Raw genomic sequence first — 24,624 nt, 5'->3', positions numbered from 1 at the left:
ATCCGTTTCCGTCTCCCGGCGCCCGCGCCGGCCGATTCCCGATTCCCCCTGGAGAAAACCGCATGGAGCCCAGCGACCGCCCCGACGATCCGGCCGGCAGCCGCGCGTGTCATGTGACGCGCCATCGTGCTGGCGACGCGCTGGGCGCCGTCGATCGCGTCGTCGACGAGACGCCGGTTGCCCTCGTATTCAACGGCATCGCGCACACGGTGATGATGGCGACGCCGATCGACCTCGACGCGTTCGGCCTCGGCTTCGCGCTGAGCGAAGGGATCGTCGAGCGCGCGTCCGACGTCTTCGACATCGAAACCGAGTGCCGGCCCGACAGCGCCGAAGTGCGGCTCACCGTGTCGCAGCAGGCGTTCATGGCGCTGAAGGCGCACCGGCGCGCGCTGGCCGGCCGCACCGGCTGCGGCGTCTGCGGAATCGAAAGCATCGCGCAGCTCGATCTGCACCCGCCCCGCATCGCCGCTGCGGGTGCGGCGGCCGGCATCGGCGCCGATGCCGTCGCGCGCGCCGCCCGCGCGTTGCCGGCGCGGCAGCCGCTGATGCGCGCGACCGGCGGCATCCATGCGGCCGCCTGGTGCGAGCGCGACGGCACCGTGCTGGAAGTCTTCGAGGACGTCGGCCGCCACAATGCGCTCGACAAGCTGATCGGCCGCCTCGCGCGGCGCCGCGCCGACCTGCGGGCGGGCTTCGTGTTCCTGTCGAGCCGCGCGAGCTACGAGCTCGTGCGCAAGGCGGCACGCGTCGGCATCCCGATGATCGCGACGATCTCAGCGCCGACGTCGCTCGCGATCGACGTCGCCCGCGAAGCCGGCGTGCGGCTGCTCGGCTTCTGCCGCAACGACGGCTTCGTCGAATACGTGTCGCCCGACGTGCTCCCGTTACCCGAACCCACGCGTGCGCAACCGCATGCGCTCACCGCTCGATGACACCCCTGACCGATTTCGATACCGCCCAACGGCATTTCGCCGGCGCGTTCGCACCGCCGCCTGCGGCCGTCTCCATTCCGGTCGCGCAAGCGGCCGGCCAGGTGCTCGCCACGCCGCTCGCCGCCGTGCTCGACCAGCCGCCCGCCGACCAGAGCGCGATGGACGGCTACGCGGTCCGGCACGCGGACCTCGCGCACGGCGAGCCGTTGCGCGTCGCGCAGCGCTGCTATGCGGGCGACGCGCCGTCGCCGCTGGCCCCGCGCACGGCCGCGCGGATCTTCACCGGCAGCCTGATTCCGGCCGGCGCCGACACCGTCGTGATGCAGGAGCACGCGCACGAGCAGGACGGCTGGGTCGCGTTCGACGCGCCGCAGCGCGCCGGATCGCATATCCGCCGCCGCGGCGAGGAAGTGCGCGCGGGCGACCTGCTGATGCCGGCCGGCGTGCGGCTCGGCGCGATGCACGTCGGCGTCGCCGCCGCGCAGGGTTGCGCGCACATCGATGTGCGGCCGCCGCTGCGGGTCGGCATCCTCACGACCGGCGACGAGCTCGTCCCGTGCGGCCAGCCGCGTGCGCCGCAGCAGATCTACAACAGCAACGCGCCGATGCTCGCCGCGCTGGTGGCGGGAACCGGTGCCATCGTCGCCGCGAGCGAGCATGCCGCCGACACCGCGGCCGCCGTCGATCAGGCGCTGCGCACGATGGCCGCGCGCTGCGATCTGGTCGTCTGCGTCGGCGGCGCATCGGTCGGCGACAAGGACCTGCTGCGCCCCGCGCTAACCGCGCTCGGCGCGTCGTTCGTGGTCTCCGGGGTGCGGATGAAACCCGGCAAGCCCGTCGCGCTCGCGCGGCTCGACGAACGGCCCGTCGTGCTGCTGCCCGGCAATCCGGGCGCCGCGATGACCGCGTTCGCGCTGTTCGTCGCGCCGCTGATCCGCCGCCTGCAGGGGCGCGACGACTGCGTGCCGGCCGTGCCGTCGCTGCCGATCGATATCGACGTCGAGCCGGATGCGCAGCGCGAACGCTTCGTGCGCGTGCGCCGCAGCATCGACGCCCACGGCGCACCCGTACTCGATACGCTGCGGCAGCAAGGCGCCGGCACGCTGCAATCGCTCGTGCAGGCGAGCGGGCTCGCACGGCTGCCGGCCGGTCGACGCATCGCACGCGGCGACGCGGTGCCGTACTACGATTTCGCGCATTGGCTCGCGTGAGCATGAGCATGCGCGCGATGCCCGCCTTTCATGCATGCAGGATCGCGAACTGTATTCCTGCATTTCGGGCGGGATTGTGCCTCTGCCGGAAAAGTCCGGCGGACTATCCTCACGATGAGGCTCGTCACGACCTGTGCGCCGATACATCGGCGCATACGCGGCCGCTCGGCGACGCCGTTCCGCTCACTTCATGCAGGCCGACGAACCGATCGTGAATGCCATCGTTTCAGCGCCGGCCGCCGCCGCCTCCGGCGGCGCATCGCCCGGCGCCTTCTCCCGCCCGCTCGACACGCTCGCGCGGCCGCTGCGCGATCTGCGGCTGTCCGTCATCGACCAGTGCAATTTCCGCTGCGGCTACTGCATGCCGCGCGACAGCTTCGGGCCCGACTATGCGTTCATGCCGTCATCCGAGCGGCTGTCGTTCGCGCAACTCGAGAAGATCGCCCGCGCGTTCATCTCGCTCGGCGTCGAAAAGATCCGACTCACCGGCGGCGAACCGCTGTTGCGCCGCAACCTCGAAGCGCTGATCGAACGGCTCGCGACCCTGACGACCATCGACGGCAAGCCCCTCGAAATCGCGCTGACGACCAACGGTTCGCTGCTCGCCGCCAAGGCACGCTCGCTGCGCGATGCGGGCCTGTCGCGCGTGACGGTGAGCCTCGACGCGATCGACGATGCCGTGTTCCGCCGGATGAGCGATGCCGACGTGCCCGTCGCGCGCGTACTGGCCGGCATCGAGGCCGCGCAGGCGGCCGGGCTCGCGCCCGTGAAGGTCAACGCGGTGATCGAGCGCGGCGCGAACGACGACCAGATCCTGCCGCTCGTGCGTCACTTCCGGCATAGCGGCGTGGCCGTGCGCTTCATCGAATACATGGACGTCGGCGGCGCGAGCGCGTGGTCCGGCGACAAGGTCGTGCCGGCCACGCGGATGCGCGAGTTGATCGAAGCAAGCTATCCGCTCGTGCTCGTCGGCGAACCGGGGCACGACGCCACCGCGATCCGCTGCCGGCACATCGACGGCGCGGGCGAAGTCGGCTTCATCGCGAGCGTGTCGCATCCGTTCTGCAGCACGTGCTCGCGCGCCCGCGTGTCGGCCGACGGCCAGCTCTATACGTGCCTGTTCGCCACGCAGGGCACCGACCTGCGGCCGTGGCTCGACGACAACGCATCGACCGGCCAGCTCGCCGACGCCGTGCGCGCGCGCTGGATGCAGCGCGACGACCGCTATTCCGAGCGGCGGGCGACGCGTGCGGCGCGGCCGTCGGGCAAGACCTATCCGACCGTGCGCATGTCGCTCGTCGGCGGCTGACGGCTGCCGCGCGAAGCGGCGCGCACCGCTTACAGGAGAACCCCGTCATGACGAGTTTCACCGAATCCCGTGGCGCGCCACCCGACGATCCGTCGCGTGACGGCAGCCATCCCGAGCCATCCGCCCTGCACAGCGAACCGCCGCCGGCGATTGCCGCCGGCTTCGAGGTGCGGGTGCAATACGCGGCGATCGACGCCGGCGCCGAGATCGCGCCGATCGTTCGCAATCCGAATGTCGGCGCGGTCGTGAATTTCCTCGGCGTCGTGCGCAACGAAGGCGACGTCGACGACGTGATCGCGCTCGAAGTCGAGCACTATCCGACGATGACCGAGCAGGCGCTCTGGAGCATCGTCGAGGAAGCCGGCGCGCGCTGGCAGCTCGAAGCGGTCAGGATCGTGCATCGCGTCGGGCGGATTCCGCTCGGCCAGCCGGTCGTGATCGTCGTGGTCGCCGCCGCGCATCGCGCATCGGCGTTCGATGCGTGCGAGTTCATCATGGACTTCGTGAAGACGCACGCACCGTTCTGGAAGAAGGAGATCCGGCACGACGGCGTGTCCGGCTGGGTCGAGCCGAAGGCACATGACGACCAGGCGATGCGGCGATGGGGATGAACGTGCCGGTCATGCCTTTTCCGCTTCCGCCGCTTCCTCCGATTTCGCCCGGGACATCGCGATGAAACTGACGATCAAATACTTTGCGAGCATTCGCGAACAGCTGCATACCGACGAGGAAGTCGTCGAGATCGATGCAGATGAGGTCACCGTCGACGCGCTGCGCGGCACGCTCGCCGCACGCGACGCGCGTAGCGCAGAAGCGCTGCGAATGGATCGGCCGGTGCGGGCGGCCGTGAATCTCGAGATGGTGACGGGCGGGTTCGTCGTGCGGGAGGATAGCGAGGTGGCGTTCTTTCCGCCGGTGACGGGCGGGTGATCCGTTCGCATCTCGCGGCGAGCGGCGATCGCCGCGAGATGCGAAACCGATGGCTAGTCGAGCCCGCGAAGAAAGTCCGGAACCGGATGATCGATCGACGCGAGATAGCCCGCCATCGCGCCGGCCACTTTCCGCACGGCAGGACGCGCGGTCATTCGTTCACGCCACGCGAGCAGGTTCGGCGTCTCGGCCGTCATCGGCGCGCCCTTGCGCGCGCCGAACAACTGCGCCATATAGAACGCGATGTCCGCATAGGAATAGGTTTCCGCCAGATATTCCCGGTCCGCCAGCACGCCTTCCATGCGTCGATAGTATTGCCGCGCTGCGTCGCGCGCGGCCTGCGCGTCGGGGTGGTCCAGCGTCGCTTCGAGGCCCATCAGCCGGACGACGTGCGGAAAATAGATCTCGTCGCTGCAGTGCTCGAGCTGACGCGCAACGGCGCGCGCCTTCGGCTGCGCCGGCCATAACGCGGGATCGGGCTTCACGTCCTCGAGATATTCGAAGATCTGCGTGGAATCGAAAATCTCCAGTTCGCCGTCGATCAGCACCGGCACCTGACGCTTCGGGTTGATGCGCAGGACGTCCGGATGCTTCGGGTCGTAGCCGCGCTGCTGGCTGAACGGCGCCAGCACGCGCTCGAAAGCGATGCCCTTCTCGTGCGCCGCGATCTCGACCTTCGCGCCGAACATGCTCAGCGGACCGGTGATGATTTTCATCTGTCGCTCCTCCATGGGTTTTCACGTCGTGACGTTCACGGTGACGCTTCCTGCGGGTCGGCGCCATTCATTCAGCGAGAGGCCGGCGCGCGCCGCTCAGACACTCGTCTTGGCGCGCCTGCCGAAGCGCCGTGCATATTCGGTGGGACTCACGCTCGCGGTGTCCGGCACAGTCACGCCGACGACGATTACGGCTTGCCGTCCAGGCTGCCGCTCTGGTCGAGCGGAACGTTATCACAACCTCCTCGTGCGCTACGCGGCGCCGGAACACGCGCCCAAGATGAGTGACGGCGAGTTGACCGAAAGCTGCGACCTGCCGATGATCTGGATGTATTCGCCGATGCTCGACCGCCTTCGCCAGACCGACGGCGGCTGGCGAATCGAGGAGCGCTACATCGGCGGCTCGACGACGAATCGTCGACTGACGCCGCAGGACACCTCCGCCGCGGCGATGCGGCCTTTCCTGCCCGTCGCATGAGGGCCCGCGACGCTCGACATTCGCGCGATTCGCTCGGCGCCACGGCCTCCCGTGGACATCAACCAGAGACCCGCTCATGGCAATCCGTCTTTATGGAGCACGAACAGGCAACTGCCGCAGGGCCGCCATTGCGCTGGCGGAGGCCGGTATTCCGTATTCCGTGAGCCAGGTGGACCTGAAGGCGGGCGCGCACAAATCCGCCGCGTTTCGCGCGCTCAACCCGCGCGGTCTCGTGCCGGTCATGGTCGAGGACGGCAATGCAGGCGCCGACCTCGTCCTCACCCAGTCGAACGCGATCATGCTCCATGCGGCGAGCCGATCCGGCGAGCGCCTCGCGCCCGATCAAGGCCGGGAAGCTGCGTTGTTCCTCGATCGCTGGTTCTATTTCATCACCGAAGTGATCGCACCGAACGGCAGTGCTTTCGCGCTGGCGCAGCAAGGCGACGAACCGGGCGCCCGATGGCTGGCCGGGCGCTCGCTCGACGCGCTCGTTCACGCCGAGCGATTCCTGGCCGACAGCCCGTATCTCGCCGGCGATACGTTCACGCTCGTGGACATCGCCGCCTATACGAGCGCCTTCGCCATGACCCAGGACCTCGACTGGTCCGCCTTGCCCCTGCTCCATGCGTGGTACGCGCGGATCGGCGCGCGGCCCGGCGTCGTCCAGGGCATGGCGGCGTTCTAGCGGCATACCGCTCCGGGCTGCACAGCGGCCCGAAACGTTTCGACCATCGCCGTGCCGTTGCCGCCCCAAATTAAAGACTTGTACATGAGAGCATATGCTCCTATATTGACACATAGGAGCATATGCTCTTACTTTCCTGGAGGGATACAGTCATGAACGAAACATCGATTCTTGTCAGCGGCGCGACCGGCCGCACCGGCGGTGCCGCCATCGACGAACTGCTGCAGATGGGCAAGCGCGTGCGCGCCTACGTGCGGTCGGACGACGAGCGCGCCGCCGCGCTGCGCGCACGCGGCGTCGACATCGCCGTCGGCGATTTCACCGGCATCGATACGATCCGCGCCGCGATGGAAGGCGTGAGCGCCGCCTACTTCCTGCATCCGATCGCACCGGGCATCGTCGGGGCCGCGGCGTATTTCGCGCAGGCCGCGAAGGAAGCCGGCGTCGGCGCGATCGTCAACATGTCGCAAATTTCGGCGCGACGCGAATCGACGAGCCACGCGGCCCAGGACCACTGGGTTTCCGAACGCGTGTTCGACTGGTCGGGCGTACCGACGACGCACCTGCGCCCCACCTTCTTCGCGGACTGGCTCGTCTATCCGCACTTCGCGAAGGAAATCCGGGCCACGAAGAAGATCGAGTTTCCTTTCGAGGACGGCCGCCACGCGCCGATCAGCACGGACGATCAGGGCCGGGTCATCGCGCATCTGCTGGCGAAGCCGGCCGGCCACGGAGGCCAGACCTACACGCTGCATGGCCCGGTGGAACTGAATCACACGGAAATCGCGGCGCTGATGAGCGACGTGCTCGGCATCAAGATCGAATATGCTCCGGCTTCGATCGAGGCGTTCAAGCAAAAGATGGAGCAACTGTACAAGTTCCCTCCGTTCCTCGTGCAGCACCTCGTGGAAGTCGCCCAGCATTATCGTGAGGGCATCTTCCAGGGTACCAACGATGTGGTCGAGAAAATCACGGGCACCCCGGCGCTGTCGGTGCCGGCCTTCATCGAGAAGTACCGCGGCGCTTTTGCGTGACATCGCGTGAATCCGGCAATTTGCCAACATCAAGGAGAAGAGAAATGCGGGCGAACGACCAACCCGTCGGGGTGGATCAATGCAACTGCTTTACGGTGAGGAAGGCCGCCCGTCAGATCTCGCGTCTCTACGATGCGCATCTCCAGCCGTCGGGCCTGCGTATCACGCAGTTCCTGATCCTCGCCACGTTGAACGAGCGCGAGAACGCGTCGGTCAATGCGCTGGCCGAGCGCCTCGACATCGAGCGCACGGCGATGGGAAAAATGGTGGGCGTCCTGGAGCGGGACGGCTTCGTCACGATGCGACCGTCGCCGGAGGACGGTCGTATCCGCATCGTCGAGCTCACGCCGGAAGGCACGAAGCTCTTCGAGCGCGCGACACCACTGTGGCGCGAAGCGCAGCACCAGTTCAGTGCACTGAACGGCGCGCAAAACGTGGAAGTATTGCGCAGCAGTCTCACGCAGATGCAAGTGGGGACCGATTCTGCGTCCGCCCCGGAATGAGTGCCTTCGCGGTTCGCGACGCGGTCGGCTGCCGCTCAACCGCCGCGCCGCGCCCGCAAGGGGGAAGTCTTAAAATCCAACTCTTATATAAGACATAAGACATTTGACGCCTGACCGTATTGCGATTAGAATCCGGTCGAAAGCAGTGAAGCAGTGTCCGGAACAGCAGCCTCGGCGTGCCTGGAAAGCCCTTCCCCTGAAACGCAATCTCAGCAGGTCCCCCCATGCTTGAAAACTTTCGTGCTCACGTGGCCGCCCGCGCCGCGCTCGGTATTCCCCCCCTGCCGCTGACGGCTCAGCAAACCGCCGAGCTGGTGGAACTGCTGGCGAACCCGCCCGCAGGCGAAGAGCAGACGCTAGTCGACCTGATCACCCACCGCGTCCCCGCCGGCGTCGACGAAGCCGCCCGCGTGAAGGCCGGCTTCCTGGCCGCCGTCGCGAAGGGCGAGACGGCCTGCCCGCTGATCTCGCGCGAGCGCGCGACCGAACTGCTCGGCACGATGCTCGGCGGCTACAACATCCAGCCGCTGATCGAGCTGCTGTCGGACGACGCCGTCGCGGCCGTCGCGGCCGACGCGCTGAAGAAAACCCTGCTGATGTTCGACCAGTTCCATGACGTGAAGGAACTCGCCGACAAGGGCAACGCCCACGCGAAGGCCGTGCTGCAGAGCTGGGCCGACGCCGAATGGTTCACGAGCCGTCCGGAAGTGCCGGAAAGCCTGACCATCACGGTGTTCAAGGTCACGGGCGAAACCAACACCGACGACCTGTCGCCGGCGCCGGACGCCACCACCCGCCCGGACATCCCGATGCACGCGCTCGCGATGCTGAAGAACGCCCGCCCCGGCATCACGCCGGAAGAAGACGGCAAGCGCGGCCCGGTCAAGTTCATCGAATCGCTGAAGGAAAAGGGTCACCTGGTCGCCTACGTCGGCGACGTGGTCGGCACCGGCTCCTCGCGCAAGTCGGCCACCAACTCGGTGCTGTGGTTCACCGGCGAAGACATCCCGTTCGTCCCGAACAAGCGCTTCGGCGGCGTGTGCCTCGGCGGCAAGATCGCCCCGATCTTCTACAACACGATGGAAGACGCCGGCGCGCTGCCGATCGAACTCGACGTGTCGCAGATGGAAATGGGCGACGTGGTCGAACTGCGCCCGTACGAAGGCAAGGCGCTGAAGGACGGCAACGTGATCGCCGAATTCCAGGTCAAGTCCGACGTGCTGTTCGACGAAGTGCGCGCCGGCGGCCGCATTCCGCTGATCATCGGCCGCGGCCTGACCGCGAAGGCGCGTGAAGCGCTGGGCCTCGCACCGTCGACGCTGTTCCGCCTGCCGCACCAGCCGGCCGACAGCGGCAAGGGCTTCTCGCTCGCGCAGAAGATGGTCGGCCGCGCATGCGGTCTGCCGGAAGGCCAGGGCGTGCGTCCGGGCACGTACTGCGAACCGAAGATGACCTCGGTCGGCTCGCAGGACACCACGGGCCCGATGACCCGCGACGAACTGAAGGATCTGGCGTGCCTCGGCTTCTCGGCCGACCTCGTGATGCAGTCGTTCTGCCACACCGCCGCCTATCCGAAGCCGGTGGACGTGAAGACGCACCAGACGCTGCCGAACTTCATCAGCACGCGTGGCGGCATCGCGCTGCGCCCGGGCGACGGCGTGATCCACTCGTGGCTGAACCGCATGCTGCTGCCCGACACCGTCGGCACCGGCGGCGACTCGCACACGCGCTTCCCGATCGGCATCAGCTTCCCGGCAGGCTCGGGCCTGGTCGCGTTCGCGGCCGCCACCGGCACGATGCCGCTGGACATGCCGGAATCGGTGCTGGTCCGCTTCAAGGGCAAGATGCAGCCGGGCGTCACGCTGCGTGACCTGGTCAACGCGATTCCGCTGTACGCGATCAAGCAGGGCATGCTGACGGTCGCCAAGCAAGGCAAGAAGAACATCTTCTCGGGCCGCATTCTCGAGATCGAAGGCCTGCCCGACCTGAAGGTCGAGCAAGCGTTCGAGCTGTCGGATGCGTCGGCCGAGCGTTCGGCCGCCGGTTGCTCGGTGCACCTGAACAAGGAACCGATCATCGAGTACCTGAACAGCAACATCACGCTGCTCAAGTGGATGATCGCGCAGGGCTATCAGGATCCGCGCAGCCTGCAGCGCCGTATCGCGGCGATGGAGCAGTGGCTCGCCGACCCGCAACTGCTGTCGCCGGATGCCGACGCCGAATACGCGGCCGTCATCGAGATCGACCTGGCCGACATCCACGAGCCGATCGTTGCATGCCCGAACGACCCGGACGACGTGAAGACGCTGTCCGACGTCGCCGGCGCCACGATCGACGAAGTGTTCATCGGCTCGTGCATGACCAACATCGGTCACTTCCGTGCCGCGTCGAAGCTGCTGGAAGGCAAGCGCGACATCCCGGTCAAGCTGTGGGTCGCCCCGCCGACCAAGATGGACCAGAAGCAGTTGACGGAAGAAGGTCACTACGGCGTGTTCGGCACGGCCGGCGCCCGCACCGAAATGCCGGGCTGCTCGCTGTGCATGGGCAACCAGGCACAGGTGCGCGAAGGCGCGACGGTGATGTCGACGTCGACCCGCAACTTCCCGAACCGCCTGGGCAAGAACACGAACGTGTACCTCGGCTCGGCGGAACTGGCGGCGATCTGCTCGCGTCTGGGCCGGATCCCGACCAAGGAAGAGTACATGGCCGACATGGGCGTGCTCACCGCGGACGGCGACAAGATCTACAAGTACATGAACTTCGACCAGATCGAAGACTTCAAGGAAGTCGCCGACACCGTGCAGATCTAAGCACGCGGTCGAGCTGCGGCGGGTCGTACCCGCCGTAGCGACACGCAATGGCGCCGCGGGCTGAATGCCTGCGGCGCCATTTTTTTTGGATGTCGCCGACGTCGCGCAGCGACCCGGCGCACGCGTCAGGCCATCGTCCTCAGCCAGTCGAGCAGAGCCGACTGCGCGCTTCCGTCCTTTACCGGCTCCGGCGTCAGCAGGCAATAGTGCGAGCCGTCTTCGACGAAACCCATCGGCGCGACCAGGACCCCGCTTGCGAGGTCGTCGCGCACGAGATGCCACGGGCCGATCGCGACGCCCAGCCCCGCGACGGCCGCCTGAAGGCTGAAATAGAAATGGTCGAACATCTGCCCGCGCCCGCTGCCCGCCGGTTGATGCGCGGCCGCCGCCCATTCCTTCCATGCGTCCGGCCGCGTGCGCGTATGCAGTCGCGGCGCGCCCCGCTTCAACGCGCGGTCATCGCCTCCGCCGGAAAACCACGGATCTACCTTGTCGGGCCGGCATACCGGACCGACCTTCTCCGCGAACAGTCTCGCCGCGTGATAGCCGGCGGGCCACGTAAAGTCATCCCGGCGAATCGCCATGTCGATGCCGTTGTCGAACGAGAACGGGCCGCCCGCCGCCGCGAGATGAATCTCGACGCCCGGGTATGCCGCCTGGAAATCCGGCCAGCGCGGCATCAGCCAGCGCATCAGCAGCGTCGGCTCGCACGACAGCACCCAACGCTGCGCACGGGCCGCGTCGGTCCTTAGCTCGTTTGCAGCCTGCCTCATCAAGTGCAGACCGTCATGGACGGCCTGCGCCAGCTTGCGGCCCGCATCGGTCAGAAAGACGCGGCGACTGCGCCGCTCGAACAACGCCACGCCCAGATCGTCCTCGAGCAGACGCACCGCGCGACTGACGGCGCCGTGCGTCAAATGCAGTTCGTCGGCGGCACGGCTGAAATGCTCATGACGCGCTGCCGCCTCGAAACAGCGCAGGGCCATCAACGACGGCAGGTTGGATCGAAAAATATGTGAATCAGACTCACCATCCTGGTCAGAAATCATCGTTTTTCCTGATGCACCGCGATTCGTAATATTGGCCCATCACGATGAAAATCAAAAGGACGATGCAATGACGGAATGGATAGTCGTAGTCACCATCACCCTGCTGGCCGTCATTAGCCCGGGGCCGGATTTCGCGATGGTCACGCGCAACAGCCTGATGCTGTCGCGCCGATCGGGCTTGCTCACCGCCTGGGGGATCGCGCTCGGCGTGACGGTTCACGTGAGCTATACGCTGCTCGGCGTGGGCCTGCTGGTCCGCCAATCGCTGTGGCTCTTCAACGCCGTCAAGCTTGTCGGCGCGATCTACCTGATTTACCTCGGCGTGAGGATGCTCGCAGCCAGGCCAGCCGATGGCCGGCCCGCGATGCATGTCGCACCGCTGTCCGATCTCGCGGCGCTGCGCACCGGCTTTCTGACCAACGCATTGAATCCGAAAACCACCGTGTTCATCGTCAGCCTGTTCATGCAGGCCGTCCGGCCCGACACGCCGTTGCACGTGCAGATCGGCTATGGCCTGTTCATCGCGCTGGCGCATGCAGGGTGGTTCAGTCTGGTCGCGGTCTGTTTCTCCGCCGACGCCGTCCGCGATCGCTTGTTGTCGTTACGTCACTGGATCGATCGCACCTTCGGTGTCTTGCTCGTCGGCTTCGGGGTGATGCTGGCCGTCGCGCGCGGCAGTCGCTGAGCGGCGAGCTGCCGACCCCACGTCAATCCGGCAACAGCGCCCCGCTCACCCGCCCCGGTATCGCATCGCGGCCGGCAATCATAGCGATGCGCTGCCCGGCCAGCACGAAGGGCACATGCATCCTCGCCACCAGCATCCCCGATGTGCGTGAGCGCACCGCCACGCGATGCTGCGCGCCGTCCGCTGCCGCATCGACGATTTCCGCGATCACCGCATCGGCGTCGACGTGCCCGCCCACGGGCACCTTCCAGCACACGATGCCGGTACGATCGGCCTTCACGTGATCAACCGCCTCCAGCGCGGCCACGGCCGGCGCGGCATGCGCAAGCGTCGCACTGCGATCGGCGACGATCGCCTCGGTTCGCAGGAACTCGATCAACCCGTCCGCATCGCCGCGAGCGAGCGCATCGGATACGTCGCGCTGCCCGCGCAGTTCGACGACCGCCGAAAAACCCGGCCCCGCTTCATCGTCGCGCCAACCCGGCACGCCGCGCTTGCGCAATTGCGCCCACGCATCGTGAAACGCCTGGTCGAACGTACCGCCACCCGCATGTTCCTCGAGCAGCAGTATCGGCGCATCCAGGCAGCGCGCCAACGCCGTCGCGCGCGCCTCGTGCGCCCAGTTGCCGTACACGTGCATCACCGCCGTCTTGTCGCAATGCAGGTCGAGCGCGATGTCGTGCGCGAATGCGCGATGCAGCAGCATCGCCTTCAGATAGTCGACCGGATCAGCGGCGTCAGCCGGCGGCGCCGATAACGCCGTCAGCCATGCCTTCGCGTCCCGCACGCTGCGCGGCACGTCGCCCGCCGCGATCCGCCGCGCGACCGCGGCCCGCATGTCCGGAAAGCGCCGATCGAAATTGCCGCTGCCCGCACAATCGAAACGCCCGGTCAGCGCGCCGCCGATGCACTGCTGCATGCCGATCGGATTGGCCCACGTCATGACGGCCACGCGCCCACCCAGCATGCCGGTACGCTCGAGCGCGGCGAGCCGTTCAAGCAGATGCTGGATGACCAGCAGCCCCGGCACCTCCCCGGCGTGCAGCGCGGCCTGAACGTAGAGCGAGCGCGCGGCGCCCGCGGGGCCGAACGTGTATTCGCGCAACGCGATGCGCATGCCCGGCGCCGTTCCCGGCAGCGGGATTTCCAGCTGTTCCATCCGGCACTCCTGTCGTCGGATCGATACGATACGTGTGGCCGATCTCAGAAATCGAGCAGCAGATGCCCGGGATCCCGTTCCGCGAGCGCGGTGTCGCCGGCGATCAGCGCCGCGCGCTGCCCGGGCCGCACCAGCTTCTGCAGTTGCCGCACGACCATCACACCGTCGATCGGGCTGACCACCGGCATGCGCGCGTTGATCCCGTCGCCGTCGAGACGCACGACTTCCGCGAACGTCTCGCCCGCGGCGATGCGCTCGCCCGGTGCGCGCCGATAGGCGATCACGCCCGCACACGGACACCGCACATGGGCGGCACCCTGCAGCGGCAACACGGCAGGCACGACGTCCGGCCCCTCTTCGCCATCACCGGTTTCCGGCAGCGACAGGATTCCTTCGGCGTGCGCGAAGCGCAACAGGTTGCGCGCGTCGCGCCGCGCCAGCGCATCGTCGACGTCGGTCTGGCCGCGCAGCTCGATCGTCGCCGAGAAGCCGCCCTGCGCTTCGTCGAAGATGCCGGCCTGTTGCAGCGCGCCCCACGCGCTCGAATGCGTCTGGTCAAACGCGCCGCCGCCGGTGCCGTGCGGCTCCAGCATGACCACCGGCGCGCCGATCATCCGTGCAACCGTCTCGGCCCGCGTGCGCTGCAACGTCGATGCGTAGACGTGCGCGATCGCGTCGGTGTCGCAATGCAGGTCGAGAACGATGTCGTGATCGACCGCCAGTCTCGCCAACGCGAGCTTCATCGCGGCCGCCGGCGTCAGTTCGCTGCGCGCGCCGAGCAGCTCGCGGAACAACCGCTTCCAGTCCTGCCGCGTCATGTCGCGTGCCTCCGGCGCGTCGAGACGCTGCGCGACCGCGCGGTCCAGCAACGGGAAATTGCGATTGAAGTTCTCGCCGTTCTCGAAATCGAAGCGCCCGACGACCGGCCCGAACAGGCGCTGCGACAGCCCGATCGGGTTCGCATACGGCACGACCGTGACGGCCCCGGCGATGCGTCCCGCGCGATCGAGCTCGTGCAATGCGTCGAGCAGGTGCTGGAGCACGAGCAGCCCCGGATGTTCGTCCGCGTGCAACCCGGCCTGCAGATACAGGTTGCGCCCGGCGTCGGGATTGCCGAAACGGTGTGCGCTCAGATGAAGCGCGACACCCGGTGCCGGCGACGGCAAAGGCAGTTCGATACGTTGATAGGTCACCTGCTGTCTCCTCGAACGGATTCCGGTGCGCAGTCACGAGAGGCCCGAACGCGCGCTTCGCGGCTCGCCGCCGACTGGCTTGATGCGCGTCGATGCCCTCGTCACACCGTCCAAATCACTTAGATTTTTAGTCTACTATGGACAATATGTTTCTGAAAGAAGATACTTGGCAGCACCGTCCGTCATGGACGACCTGTCCCGCTTTACGGTGCGCCGCAGCAGATTTCACGGCCCCCGGCCGGCCACGGGCGACGGTCCTCCTTTCACCCTTATTGGAGTTCGCATGAACCTCAAGCATCTGGTCGTCGCAGTCGCGTTGTCCACGGGCCTGTCCGGACTAGCGTTCGCGGATAACGCCGCAACGCTCAGGATCGGCATCGAAGCCGCGTATCCGCCGTTCGAAAGCAAGACCGCGTCCGGGCAGCTCCAGGGCTTCGACATCGACATCGGCAACGCCATTTGCGCGAAGATGAAGGTCCGGTGCGTGTGGGTCGAGAACGTCTATGACGGCCTGTTGCCGGCGCTGCACGCACGCAAGTTCGACATGGTCAATTCGGCGATGAACATCACGCAGAAGCGCAAGCAGATCGTCGACTTCACGTCGCCGGTCTATGCGGTGCCGATGGTGTTCGTCGCCCGCAAGGACTCCGGATTGTTGCCGGATCCCGCGCGCCTGAAGGGCAAGCACATCGGCGTGCTGCAGGCATCCGCGCAGGAGGATTTTCTGAAGCACAACTGGGAGCCGCGCGGCGTCACGATCACGTCGTATTCGGATCAGAATCTCGTCTACGCCGATCTCGCATCCGGGCGCCTCGACGCCGCCGTGCAGGAATCGCAAACCGCGCAGGAAGGTTTCCTCGACAAGCCTGAAGGCCGCGCGTTCGCGATCCTCGGCGAGCCGATCCGCGACCCCGCGACGCTCGGCGAAGGTGTCGGGATGGCGTTCCGCAAGCAGGACGCCGAACTGCGCGGCAAGGTGTCCGCCGCACTCGACGCATTGAAGAAGGACGGTACGCTGAGCCGCCTGTCGGTCCACTATTTCAAGCGCGACATCATCGTCAGGTAGCCCGCGATCGCGACGAGCCTGCCCGTTTCAATCTGTACGCGGCCGCCTGCCGCGCCACCTCAACCGAGAAAGGAACGACCATGAAGATCAAGGAATTCGGCGTCGAACGCTGGATGGATCTATACGAGAACCGCTGTACGTACAACCTCGCGGAAACTTGCGTCGAATCGCTGACCGTCGATCAGCTGCTGACGATGACCGGCAGGCAGGACACGCTGCTCGACGAGCTGCGGCCGATGAAGCTCACGTATGGCGCGATCGAAGGCACGCCGCGCCTGCGCGAAGCGATCGCATCGACCTACGCGCGCCAGTCGGCCGCCAACGTGATCGTCACGCACGGCGCGATCGGCGGCAACGCGCTCATCTATGAAACGCTGGTCGAACCGGGCGATACGGTCGTGTCGGTGTTGCCGACCTACCAGCAGCACTACTCGATTCCGGAAAGCTACGGCGCGAACGTGAAGGTGCTGAAGCTGCGCGAGGAAAACGGGTTCCTGCCCGATCTCGACGCACTCGCGTCCCTCGTCGACGACAAGACGCGCCTGATCGCGATCAACAACCCGAACAACCCGACCGGCTCGCTGATGGACGAAGCGCTGCTCGGCAAGATCGTCGAGATCGCGAAACGCTGCGGCGCGTATGTTCTGTGCGACGAGGTCTATCGCGGCACCGACCAGGCCGGCAGCGGCTACAGCGCATCGATTGCCGACCTGTACGAACGCGGGATCAGCACGGCGAGCATGTCGAAGACGTACTCGCTCGCCGGGCTGCGTCTCGGCTGGATCGCCGGGCCGGTCGAGCTGATCCACGCGGTGAGCGTCCATCGCGACTACAACACGATCAGCGTCGGGATGATCGACGACTATCTCGCGACGCTCGCGCTCGAGCACCGCGACGTGATCCTGAAGCGCAGTCACGACATCACGCGCACCAACCTCGCGATTCTCGAAGCATGGGTCGAACGCGAGCCGGCGATTTCCTGGGTCAAGCCGAAGTCGGGCACGACGGCGCTGCTCAAGTATGCGTTCGACATGCCGTCGCGCGCGTTCTGCACGGAGCTGATCGAGGCAACCGGCGTGATGTTCACGCCGGGCAGCGCACTCGACATGGAAGGCTATGTGCGGATCGGTTATGCCAACAACCGGACGGTGCTCGAGCAAGGGCTCGCGCGCGTGTCGGAGTATTTACGCGCGAAGGCCGGCTGAGCGCGGCACACCGGCATCGGACAGGCCGGTGCGTGCGACGCGCACCGGCCCTTCGCTTCACGACTGCATGCACGATGCCGCGAGCTTCCCGACCGCGATCACCGCCTGCTCGATCTCCGGCGACCACGGGCTGCTGTAGTTCAGCCGGATGAAGTTCCGGTAGTTGTCCGTGATCGAGAACATGTAGCCGGGGCCGATCGTGATGCCCTGCTCCAGCGCGAGCTGGTACAGGCGCATCGCGTCGACCTGTGCCGGCAATTCAACCCACAGCACGTAACCACCCGCCGGGCTCGAGATGCGCGTGCCTTCCGGGAAGAACCGCGACACCATCGCGCGCATCAGGTTCGCCTGCTGCGCATACGCCTTGCGAATCCGCCGCAGGTGATGCTCGTAGCCGTCGCGTTCGAGAAACTCGGCGATCGCGAGCTGCGGCAGCGACGGCGTCGCCAGCGTGTTCAAAAACTTCAGCTTCTCGACCTGATCCCGATAGCGCCCCGGCAACGCCCAGCCGATCCGGTAGGCGGCCGTCAGGCTCTTCGAGAACGATGAGCAGTGCAGCACGATCCCGGTGCGGTCATACGACTTCAGCGCGCTCGGATGCGACTCGCCGAAATACAGTTCGTTGTACACGCCGTTCTCGATGATCGGCATGTCGGCTTTCGTTGCATATTCAACCAGTTCGCGCTTGCGCTCGTCGGGCATCTGGAAGCCAAGCGGGTTCTGGAAATTCGGCATCACCATGCACGCGGCGATCGGCTGCGACTTCGCGATCGCCGCCAGCGCCGCGATGTCGATTCCGTATTCCGGGTGCGTCGCGACCTCGATCGCCTTCATCCCCATCCGCTCGATCGCGTGCAGCATCGCGTAGAACGTCGGCGACTCCACCGCGATCGTGTCACCCGGTTTCGCGACTGCCTGCAGGCACAGATTGATCGCCTCCGTCGCGCCGACCGTCACGATGATCTCGTTCGGATCGACCGACATCCCGTTTTCCAGATAGCGCCGTGCGATCTGCCGGATCAGGCGCGGATGGCCCGGCGGCAGCCCGTCCGTCACGCCCCACAGAGACTTGTCGCGGCCGGCTGCATACGCATAACGGTTCAGCTTCTCGAACGGAAACAGGCTCGGGTCCGGATACGGCGAGCCGAGCGGCACCGCGTCGTCGGTGCCGATCGAGCGCAGCGTCGACAGGACGAGCCGGCTCATGTCGACGGACGACGAGATCGCGATCGGCTTCGACGGCCGCAGCTCACGCACCGGCGCGTGGTTGTCGTCGCGGCGCAGGTTCACGAAGTAACCCGACTGCGGCCGGCTTTCCAGCAGCCCGCGGCTTTCGAGCAGCAGATATGCGTGCAGCACGGTCGTGATGCTGATCCGGTGCTGCTGGCTCGCCTGCCGCACCGACGGAATCCGGTCGCCGTGCCGGTACACGCCCTGGCGAATCAGACGCTCGATGTCGTCCGCGAGTTTTTCGTAGAGCTTCATCGCGCGCTCCCCGCCGGCCTGCGCATGCGCGCCGCCGTCCCGTGCGCGTCCGATACGCGCGTGTTCTGCCCGCCGACCGGGCTGCCGTTCTGCCTGATTGCTCCCTCCGGTTTTGCCTTTTCCATCGCAGTGGCTCGCTTTTGAAGATGCGCCGGGAGGATTCCGTTACAACGGGATCCGCGGCACTGTGCACTTGATGGACGAATCTTAAGAGAAGAACAGTTGGCGACGGGTACACACATCGATCACGCGAACAAGAGTACAGTTCGGCGCGCATCGCGCATGGCGGGGCAACTGTACATCTTATGAAATGGCCGAACGGCCGGACGGCTTGCGCGGCGCGGCCGGATCGCCCGGCACGCCCGCCGCGCGGGCCTTCGTCGACGACCGCAATTGGGGTGCAATACTGTGCGCCCGCACGGTTTTCACTGCCGGAGTCAGACCATGCAATACAGATCGAACAGGCAGTCGGGTCGGGCCACGCAGCCCCCGCCGCCCGGCAAGTACGGAAATGGCGCCAGAACGGCTCAATCGACAGGGAAAGCGCATGACTGATCGCGCCCTCGTTGCGCTGCTGGTCGCACGGCTGACCGGCACGGCCGACCATCCGCGCTTCACCGGCACGCCGATCGACCTGTCGGCGCTCGATGCGCGTGCGCTCGGCGCGGTCTGGCCGGCCTTGCGTCGCGTCGAGCACGAGATCCTGCAGCGCGACCACGCGTACGACGACCCGCGCGCCGAATTCGCGCGCTGGCTGCGCCAGCAGATCGATGCGCTCGGCCTCGCGCCGCTCGTCGACGCCGATGCGGCACTCGAGCTGTTCCGCGACATTCCGGCCGGCGGATGGAAACGTGCGCTGGAGGATCTGCCCTGCCTGGACGCGCTGCCGTCGCCCGCGCTGCAGGCCGAACTCGCCCGCATCGCCGCCGAACCGGAGGAAGGCGGGATGCGCGCGGCGTCCGCGTATGGCGCGTATGCGCTCGACTGGTTCGCCGGCCGCCGCGACTTCTCGGCGCGACGCGCCGCGTATGCGCCAGCGCTGGCCGGCTCGCCGTTTCGCGTGCGCGAACTCGACGTGCTGCCCGAGCTCGGCGCGGCCGCGCTGCTCGCGCTGGCCGCGACGAACGACGGCTATTTCGCGCCGAAGCGGCTGTGGATCGACTTCAGCGATCCGGCCGTCACGCTCGCGGAAGACGCCGCGTACGTCGCATTCGCGCGCGACGCGCTGACCGAAGCCGCGCGACAGGTCGCGGCGCTTCATGCCGGCACCGTGCCCTACGAAGCCGACCGCGCGTTCACGACCGACGACGCGCAGGTCGTCGCGCGCGCCGCGCGCGTGGCCGCCTATCGCGATGAAGCCTGGCTGCGCCCGCTGATCGGGCCGCTGCTGACGGGCGTGTGCGTCGCACCGACCGCCGCGAAGACCGCGCCGTCGCAGTCGCTCGCGATCGCACTCGGCCACGCGGTCGAGACGATCCCGACGCCCGAGAGCGTGCGCGCGCTGCGCGACGCGCTCGCCATCGTGCGTCATGCGGGTGTGCAGAAGAAGCTTGCGCGCAACCTGAAACCGGCCGAACGCGCGCTCGGCGAGCGGCCGCACACCGCGCTGCGGATGACGCTCAACGCGAAGCCCGACAAGAAGCAGCTCGCGATGCTCGCCGCGTGCATGGAAGCCGGCTTCTGGCAGCCGATGTCGCTCGGCCACGCCGAATGGCGCGAGCGGCTCATCGATGCGCCGGCCGGCGCCGCGTTCTCCGCGCGGATGATCTGGCAGGCACGCGGCCGCGATGGCGCGACGCAGTCGTTCATGCCTGAGATCGCTGAGGGCAAGGTCGTGCCGCGCGACGCGGCCGGCCACGCCTGCGACATCGCGGCCGACAGCGACATCCGGCTCTGGCACCCGCTGCTGGCCGACGCGGACGAGCGGCTCGCGTGGCAGCGCGCGATCGTCGGCCGCTCGCTGCGGCAACCGGTCCGGCAGGCCTTCCGCGAGTATTACGTGCCGGCCGATGACGACGCGTCGGCCAGCGATTGCGCGATGTTCGAAGGTCACGTGCTGTCGAGCCGGCCGCTGCTCGGCGTCGCGCGCCGCGAAGGCTGGTCGATCCGCGCATACGACGACGGGCTCGTCCGCGAATTCGGCGACGTGCGCGCCACCTTCCTCATCGACGCGCGGCTCTATCCCGGTTCGGAAAGCCACGGCACGTCGCGCCGGCTGTACGTCGAGCGCCGGCACGAACGGCGCTGGGCGCCCGTGCCGATCGGCGAAATCGACCGCGTCGTCTTCTCCGAAATGGCGCGCGCGGTCGACCTGCTCGTCAGCGTGGCCGCGTTCGCGCTCGACGACGACGCAACGCGCGCGGCCGCCGCGGCGCTCACGACAGACCCGGTCCGCCAGCACGCGCTCGACACGGAACGCCGGCACCGCCTGAACCGGTTGTCGGATCTTCCATTGGGCGTGATGGCACGCCATCGCAGGCACGTGCTGTCGCTCATGTTCGCCGAACCGGTTGCGCAAGGGAGGATCACGATCGATGAACGCCATGTGCGCGTCGGCGCGTGGGCGGTGCATTGCGCGACCGGACGCGTGACGCGCGACGGCGAGCCCGTCGAACCCGCGATCGAGCCGCCGCCGGCGCCGCTGCGCGCGGTGCCGTGGCTGCCTTACGACGAAGCGCTGCTGCAGCGGATCGTCGACGTCGTAGCGGGGTTGCTCGACTGAGTGGGTGCCGTCAGATCGAGCCGAACAGCGCGCGCGGCCGGTCCTTCAGCGTGCCGGACAGGATCCGCAGCCCGTTGACGAGTTCGTCGCGCGTGGCCGGGCACGCGAGGTTGATGCGCGGTTCGCGATGATCGCGCCAAGATCGTCGCGAGCCTGCCGGGGGTGTCGGTCACCGGCGTGACCGGGAAGATCTCGTTCGACGAGCGCGGCGACCTGATCAAGCCGCCCTGCACGCTGTTCCGCGTCGAACAGGGACAGTGGCACAGCATTCGCACGGTCGGCGGCGCGTCGAACTGATCGACTGATCGACGCCGGGCAGCCCGGCGGCAGGCGGCGTCATCGCGCCGCCTGCTGCCGCTGCACCTCCTGCGCTTTCATCTGCAGATACGCGCCCCGCTCGACTTCGTGCAGCTGCTGCGGGTACTGCTCGGTGGCGTCGAACCAGCGCGCGAGGCGCTGGTCGAGCGGCTTGTCGAGCGTCGCCAGATACGTGTCGATCGCGAGGTAGTAGCGCATCGTGTTGCGCTCCAGCAATCCGCGCACGCCGCCGATGTATTGCGGCTGCGCCGTCGATGCGCCGCTCGCGACCGTGAACCCGACCTTGTCGCTGCCGGCCGTCGCGAGGTAGGTCTTCATCGCCATGCGGCCGACCGTGCCGAAGCCGTACGAATACGTGAGGTGCAGGAACGTGCGCGATGCGCCGATCGGCACGGCCTCCAGCGCGATCCGGTAGTCCTTCGTGCCCATCGGGCCGCTGTCGGCGGTCAGGTCGACCTGGAAGTAGTCGGGCGTCGCGGCGGCCACGCCGTAGCGGAACTGCACGCGATAGGTATCCGACAGCTTCTGCTCGATCTTGCGGCCGAGGTTCACGTCGAGCACCGGGCCGTTGCTGCCGGTCGATGCATGGCAATACTTCGTGTTCAGGTGCAGGATCAGCACCGCGCACCAGTTGGCGGGGCCCTGCGCGGGATCGTTGAGCTTGCCGTTCACGACGGCGAACGGATAGTCGACGACCGCGTAGATGTCGCCCTTCAGCGATGACGACGCCTCGGACGATTCGAGGTACAGCGGGCGGTGGAACGGGTTGTTCTTCAGTTGCTCGCCGAGGCTGTGATAACGGTCGAGCAGCGCGGCCGCACCGTCCGCGCCGAACGACAGCGCACTCCAGCCGACGCATAGCGCCGCGACGAGCGCGTGCCATGCGCGGCGAACGTGTCGCGGGGCTTGCGAGTGTCGGGTTGTCTCCATTCTTGTGCTCCAGTGCGGCGTGCGGGTTGGCGCGCCTGTTTCACGGAAGATGCTGACCGCTATCGGCCTCGCTTCACCGGGACCGGCAATTGCTCGGCGGTGATCCGGATCAGCGTCGACAGCCATTCGCGGTCGTCCCAGCGGTCGCCGCCAATGACGAGATGCGGCTTTGCTGCCGGATACGGTGAAGCTTCGTCGCAGGCACCGACAAACGCACGCCCGTCGGACGTCGGCTTGACGAACAACCGGTCGTCGCACACCAGTGCAACCATCTTGCCGTCACAGTAGATCCCGTATTCGCCGAACATCTTGCGGGCCGACACCGTGCCGGCTAAGGCCATCTGCTCGACGATGAAATCGACGGTTCCCTGACTCGATGCCATCCATCCGCTCCGTGACCGAATAACCGTTCTGACCGTCATCGATGCCGTGTCGTTCCGTTCAATCCGTTCGCGTCGCGCTTATTTGTCAGCCGAAAACGCACTCGACATCTGCCGCGCCCGCTTCACGTCATCTCCGTGCAGATAGATCGACGTCGTCGAGATCGACGCATGCCGCAGGTTGTCGCGCACCGTCGTCAACTCGGCCCCCCGCGCGAGCGCGTGCGTCGCGTGCGTATGCCGCATCCAGTGCGGGCTCGCCTGCCGCAACTTCTGCGCGAGCGCCGGGTTGTCGGCATCGACGAGCGCGGCCGTCTGCGCGAAGAACCGCTGCATCACCTTCCACAGCCGCACGCTCGTGATCGCGGCCGCGCCGTCTTCCGTGAGGCTCGGAATCAGCGGCGTATCGGGCCGCCAGCGCACCGGCGTGACCGGCAGCCGGCGCGCGACCAGATAGCGATCGAGCGCCGTGCGCGCGAGCGGCGGCAGCGCGACGCGCGCGGCCTTGCTGCCTTTGCCGATCACCTTCAGCCACGCGTCGCCGTGCGCGTCCGTATCGATGTCGCCGAGCGTCGCGCCGACCAGCTCGCTCGCGCGCAGTCCGGTCGCATAGCCGAAATCGAGGATGAAGCGCAGCCGTTGCGCGGCGGCGGGCGTCCAGCCGGATCCCGGCGCGCCGGACGGCTTGTCCTTGCGAAACTCGAGCCCGTCCGCGATCGTGCGCACGAGCAGCCACTCGCCTTCGGTGAACGCATGCGACGTGTCGAGCGCATTCGCGCCGCGCGTGTCGCGCACCTTGACGCCCGCGAACGGATTCGCGAGCAGGTAGCGCTGCTCGATCAGCCAGCGGAACAGCGCGCCGAGGACCGACAACGTGTACGCGGCCGAGCGCGCGGACAGCCCGCCCGAAAACGGCCGCCAGTCCGGCGCGCCGCGCGGCCGCACGGGGCCGACCCAGCGTTCGTGCGGCGTCGGGCGCCGGATGAACGCGCGATACGCGACCGCATCCTCGGTCGTCAGCGACGACAGCGCCCGGCCGCGCTCGACGATCGCCCACAGGATCAGCCGCTCGGCCTCCTTCCGGTACGCGCGCCGCGTCGCGGCCGATTCGTGCAGCGACAGCCACGCGTGCACGGCCGCGTAGTCGTTGTCCGCATCGAGCGTGCTGGTGGCGCGCGGCGCGCGGAACGTGCCGGCCGATCCGTCGACCTCGTGCGGCAGCTTCAGTTGCTCCCACGGCACGATGCTGCCGCGCGGCGTCGCGGCGATCAGCGCGCGCGCCCGCTCGGTCAGGTCGGGATGCGCGGAAAAGAACGCCTCGATATGCCGCGCGCTCGCCACGCCGAGCCCCGCGATCGCGCGCCACCACTGGCGCCGGCGCGGAATTCGCACGGTCAGGTCGGCCAGCGTCGCGATCCCGTGCGCACGCAGCGCGGCGACCGCACGCGCCGGCAGCCACAGGCCGACGTCGTCGCTGATCTGCGGCGCGGGCGCGCGCGCATGGCGCAGCACGCCGATCGCATCGGTCGCGGCCTTCGCCATCTGCATGCGCTCGCGGTCGGCATGACCGAGCTGCTCGGCGAGATCGGGCCGTCCGGCCTGCCGCGCGACACGCACGAGGCGACGCCGAATTGCGCCGATCACGCCGCGCGCCGAGCGCCCTTCACCGAGCCGACCGGGCAGGTAGCGCTCGACGGCCTGGCGCACGGTCATGCCCGCGTACCACGCACGTAGCGCGGCCAGTTCGTCGGCGTCGGGAAAACCCGCGAGCGCGGGCGCGGAATCGGAGGAAGGCGGCAGGGTGAGGCGCGGTGTCATGGG

Annotated in this window: 22 protein-coding genes and 1 pseudogene; 15 read left to right on the top strand and 8 right to left on the bottom strand. The window is 67.5% G+C overall.

Annotation, left to right across the window (positions count from 1 at the left end; all coding sequences use genetic code 11):
• The first annotated feature begins 62 nt into the window (after positions 1-62).
• The 5 genes from fdhD (at position 63) to moaD (ending at position 4,385) form a co-directional block, all read left to right on the top strand.
• Positions 63-935: a formate dehydrogenase accessory sulfurtransferase FdhD gene (gene fdhD, locus ACVK00_RS24715; RefSeq protein ID WP_284900897.1), complete on the top strand. Its 873-nt coding sequence runs from the start codon at positions 63-65 to the stop codon at positions 933-935.
• A complete protein-coding gene (locus tag ACVK00_RS24710) occupies positions 932-2,146 on the top strand; it encodes a molybdopterin molybdotransferase MoeA (RefSeq protein ID WP_284900898.1) in 1,215 nt (404 codons plus the stop codon). The genes fdhD and ACVK00_RS24710 overlap by 4 nt, the downstream gene beginning before the upstream one ends.
• 190 nt (positions 2,147-2,336) lie before the next feature.
• Positions 2,337-3,455, top strand: coding sequence for a GTP 3',8-cyclase MoaA (moaA, locus tag ACVK00_RS24705; RefSeq protein WP_284900899.1), 1,119 nt, complete (start codon positions 2,337-2,339; stop codon positions 3,453-3,455).
• Positions 3,456-3,502: 47 nt separating this feature from the next.
• A complete protein-coding gene (locus ACVK00_RS24700) occupies positions 3,503-4,066 on the top strand; it encodes a molybdenum cofactor biosynthesis protein MoaE (RefSeq protein WP_284900900.1) in 564 nt (187 codons plus the stop codon).
• Positions 4,067-4,127: 61 nt separating this feature from the next.
• Positions 4,128-4,385: a molybdopterin converting factor subunit 1 gene (gene moaD, locus ACVK00_RS24695; RefSeq protein ID WP_228910891.1), complete on the top strand. Its 258-nt coding sequence runs from the start codon at positions 4,128-4,130 to the stop codon at positions 4,383-4,385.
• A gap of 53 nt (positions 4,386-4,438) precedes the next feature.
• Here moaD and ACVK00_RS24690 read toward each other — a convergent pair whose 3' ends face one another.
• Entirely contained in the window at positions 4,439-5,101 is a 663-nt protein-coding gene (locus ACVK00_RS24690; protein WP_284900901.1) for a glutathione S-transferase family protein, read from the bottom strand.
• Between ACVK00_RS24690 and ACVK00_RS24685 the strand changes: the two genes are divergently transcribed.
• The 5 genes from ACVK00_RS24685 (at position 5,091) to acnB (ending at position 10,611) form a co-directional block, all read left to right on the top strand.
• Positions 5,091-5,579 (top strand): hypothetical protein, encoded by a 489-nt coding sequence (locus ACVK00_RS24685; protein WP_284900902.1) that lies wholly within the window; start codon positions 5,091-5,093, stop codon positions 5,577-5,579. The two genes, ACVK00_RS24690 and ACVK00_RS24685, sit on opposite strands and share 11 nt — an antisense overlap.
• A gap of 76 nt (positions 5,580-5,655) precedes the next feature.
• Complete coding sequence (locus ACVK00_RS24680) at positions 5,656-6,264, top strand: glutathione S-transferase family protein (RefSeq protein ID WP_284900903.1); 609 nt, start codon at positions 5,656-5,658, stop codon at positions 6,262-6,264.
• 152 nt (positions 6,265-6,416) lie between these two features.
• A complete protein-coding gene (locus tag ACVK00_RS24675) occupies positions 6,417-7,298 on the top strand; it encodes an NmrA family NAD(P)-binding protein (RefSeq protein WP_284900904.1) in 882 nt (293 codons plus the stop codon).
• A gap of 44 nt (positions 7,299-7,342) precedes the next feature.
• Positions 7,343-7,801, top strand: coding sequence for a MarR family winged helix-turn-helix transcriptional regulator (locus ACVK00_RS24670; RefSeq protein ID WP_284900905.1), 459 nt, complete (start codon positions 7,343-7,345; stop codon positions 7,799-7,801).
• Positions 7,802-8,025: 224 nt separating this feature from the next.
• Entirely contained in the window at positions 8,026-10,611 is a 2,586-nt protein-coding gene (gene acnB, locus ACVK00_RS24665; protein ID WP_166723022.1) for a bifunctional aconitate hydratase 2/2-methylisocitrate dehydratase, read from the top strand.
• A 125-nt stretch (positions 10,612-10,736) separates the two neighbouring features.
• Here acnB and ACVK00_RS24660 read toward each other — a convergent pair whose 3' ends face one another.
• A complete protein-coding gene (locus ACVK00_RS24660) occupies positions 10,737-11,660 on the bottom strand; it encodes a LysR family transcriptional regulator (protein WP_284900906.1) in 924 nt (307 codons plus the stop codon).
• A gap of 67 nt (positions 11,661-11,727) precedes the next feature.
• On the opposite strand from ACVK00_RS24660, the gene ACVK00_RS24655 reads away from it, so the two are divergent.
• Positions 11,728-12,345 (top strand): LysE family translocator, encoded by a 618-nt coding sequence (locus tag ACVK00_RS24655; protein ID WP_284901009.1) that lies wholly within the window; start codon positions 11,728-11,730, stop codon positions 12,343-12,345.
• 22 nt (positions 12,346-12,367) lie between these two features.
• Here the strand turns inward: ACVK00_RS24655 and ACVK00_RS24650 are convergent, their stop codons facing one another.
• Both ACVK00_RS24650 and ACVK00_RS24645 read right to left on the bottom strand, forming a co-directional pair.
• Entirely contained in the window at positions 12,368-13,504 is a 1,137-nt protein-coding gene (locus ACVK00_RS24650; RefSeq protein WP_284900907.1) for a succinylglutamate desuccinylase/aspartoacylase family protein, read from the bottom strand.
• 44 nt (positions 13,505-13,548) lie between these two features.
• A complete protein-coding gene (locus ACVK00_RS24645; RefSeq protein ID WP_284900908.1) occupies positions 13,549-14,697 on the bottom strand; it encodes a succinylglutamate desuccinylase/aspartoacylase family protein in 1,149 nt (382 codons plus the stop codon).
• A 283-nt stretch (positions 14,698-14,980) separates the two neighbouring features.
• On the opposite strand from ACVK00_RS24645, the gene ACVK00_RS24640 reads away from it, so the two are divergent.
• Both ACVK00_RS24640 and ACVK00_RS24635 read left to right on the top strand, forming a co-directional pair.
• Positions 14,981-15,763: an ABC transporter substrate-binding protein gene (locus ACVK00_RS24640; protein ID WP_228910644.1), complete on the top strand. Its 783-nt coding sequence runs from the start codon at positions 14,981-14,983 to the stop codon at positions 15,761-15,763.
• Positions 15,764-15,843: 80 nt separating this feature from the next.
• Complete coding sequence (locus ACVK00_RS24635; protein ID WP_228910643.1) at positions 15,844-16,968, top strand: aminotransferase; 1,125 nt, start codon at positions 15,844-15,846, stop codon at positions 16,966-16,968.
• Between the two features lie 57 nt (positions 16,969-17,025).
• Here the strand turns inward: ACVK00_RS24635 and ACVK00_RS24630 are convergent, their stop codons facing one another.
• Complete coding sequence (locus ACVK00_RS24630) at positions 17,026-18,453, bottom strand: aminotransferase-like domain-containing protein (protein ID WP_175671614.1); 1,428 nt, start codon at positions 18,451-18,453, stop codon at positions 17,026-17,028.
• A gap of 547 nt (positions 18,454-19,000) precedes the next feature.
• Between ACVK00_RS24630 and ACVK00_RS24625 the strand changes: the two genes are divergently transcribed.
• A complete protein-coding gene (locus tag ACVK00_RS24625; protein WP_284900910.1) occupies positions 19,001-21,175 on the top strand; it encodes a DUF4132 domain-containing protein in 2,175 nt (724 codons plus the stop codon).
• 129 nt (positions 21,176-21,304) lie between these two features.
• Positions 21,305-21,472: pseudogene (locus ACVK00_RS24620) on the top strand (branched-chain amino acid ABC transporter substrate-binding protein); the annotation flags it as partial.
• A 39-nt stretch (positions 21,473-21,511) separates the two neighbouring features.
• Here the strand turns inward: ACVK00_RS24620 and ACVK00_RS24615 are convergent.
• The 3 genes from ACVK00_RS24615 to ACVK00_RS24605 all read right to left on the bottom strand — a co-directional run bounded on the left by ACVK00_RS24615 (position 21,512) and on the right by ACVK00_RS24605 (position 24,621).
• Entirely contained in the window at positions 21,512-22,423 is a 912-nt protein-coding gene (locus ACVK00_RS24615) for a hypothetical protein (RefSeq protein ID WP_284900911.1), read from the bottom strand.
• Between the two features lie 59 nt (positions 22,424-22,482).
• Positions 22,483-22,806, bottom strand: a complete 324-nt coding sequence (locus ACVK00_RS24610; RefSeq protein WP_284901011.1) for a TfoX/Sxy family protein — start codon at positions 22,804-22,806, stop codon at positions 22,483-22,485.
• A 78-nt stretch (positions 22,807-22,884) separates the two neighbouring features.
• Positions 22,885-24,621, bottom strand: a complete 1,737-nt coding sequence (locus tag ACVK00_RS24605) for a site-specific integrase (protein WP_284900912.1) — start codon at positions 24,619-24,621, stop codon at positions 22,885-22,887.
• Between the last annotated feature and the right edge of the window lie 3 nt (positions 24,622-24,624).

The organism is Burkholderia sp. PvR073, assembly GCF_054055695.1.
The sequence above is the reverse complement of the archived record's forward strand: the minus strand, read 5'-3'. Positions and strand labels throughout refer to the sequence as shown.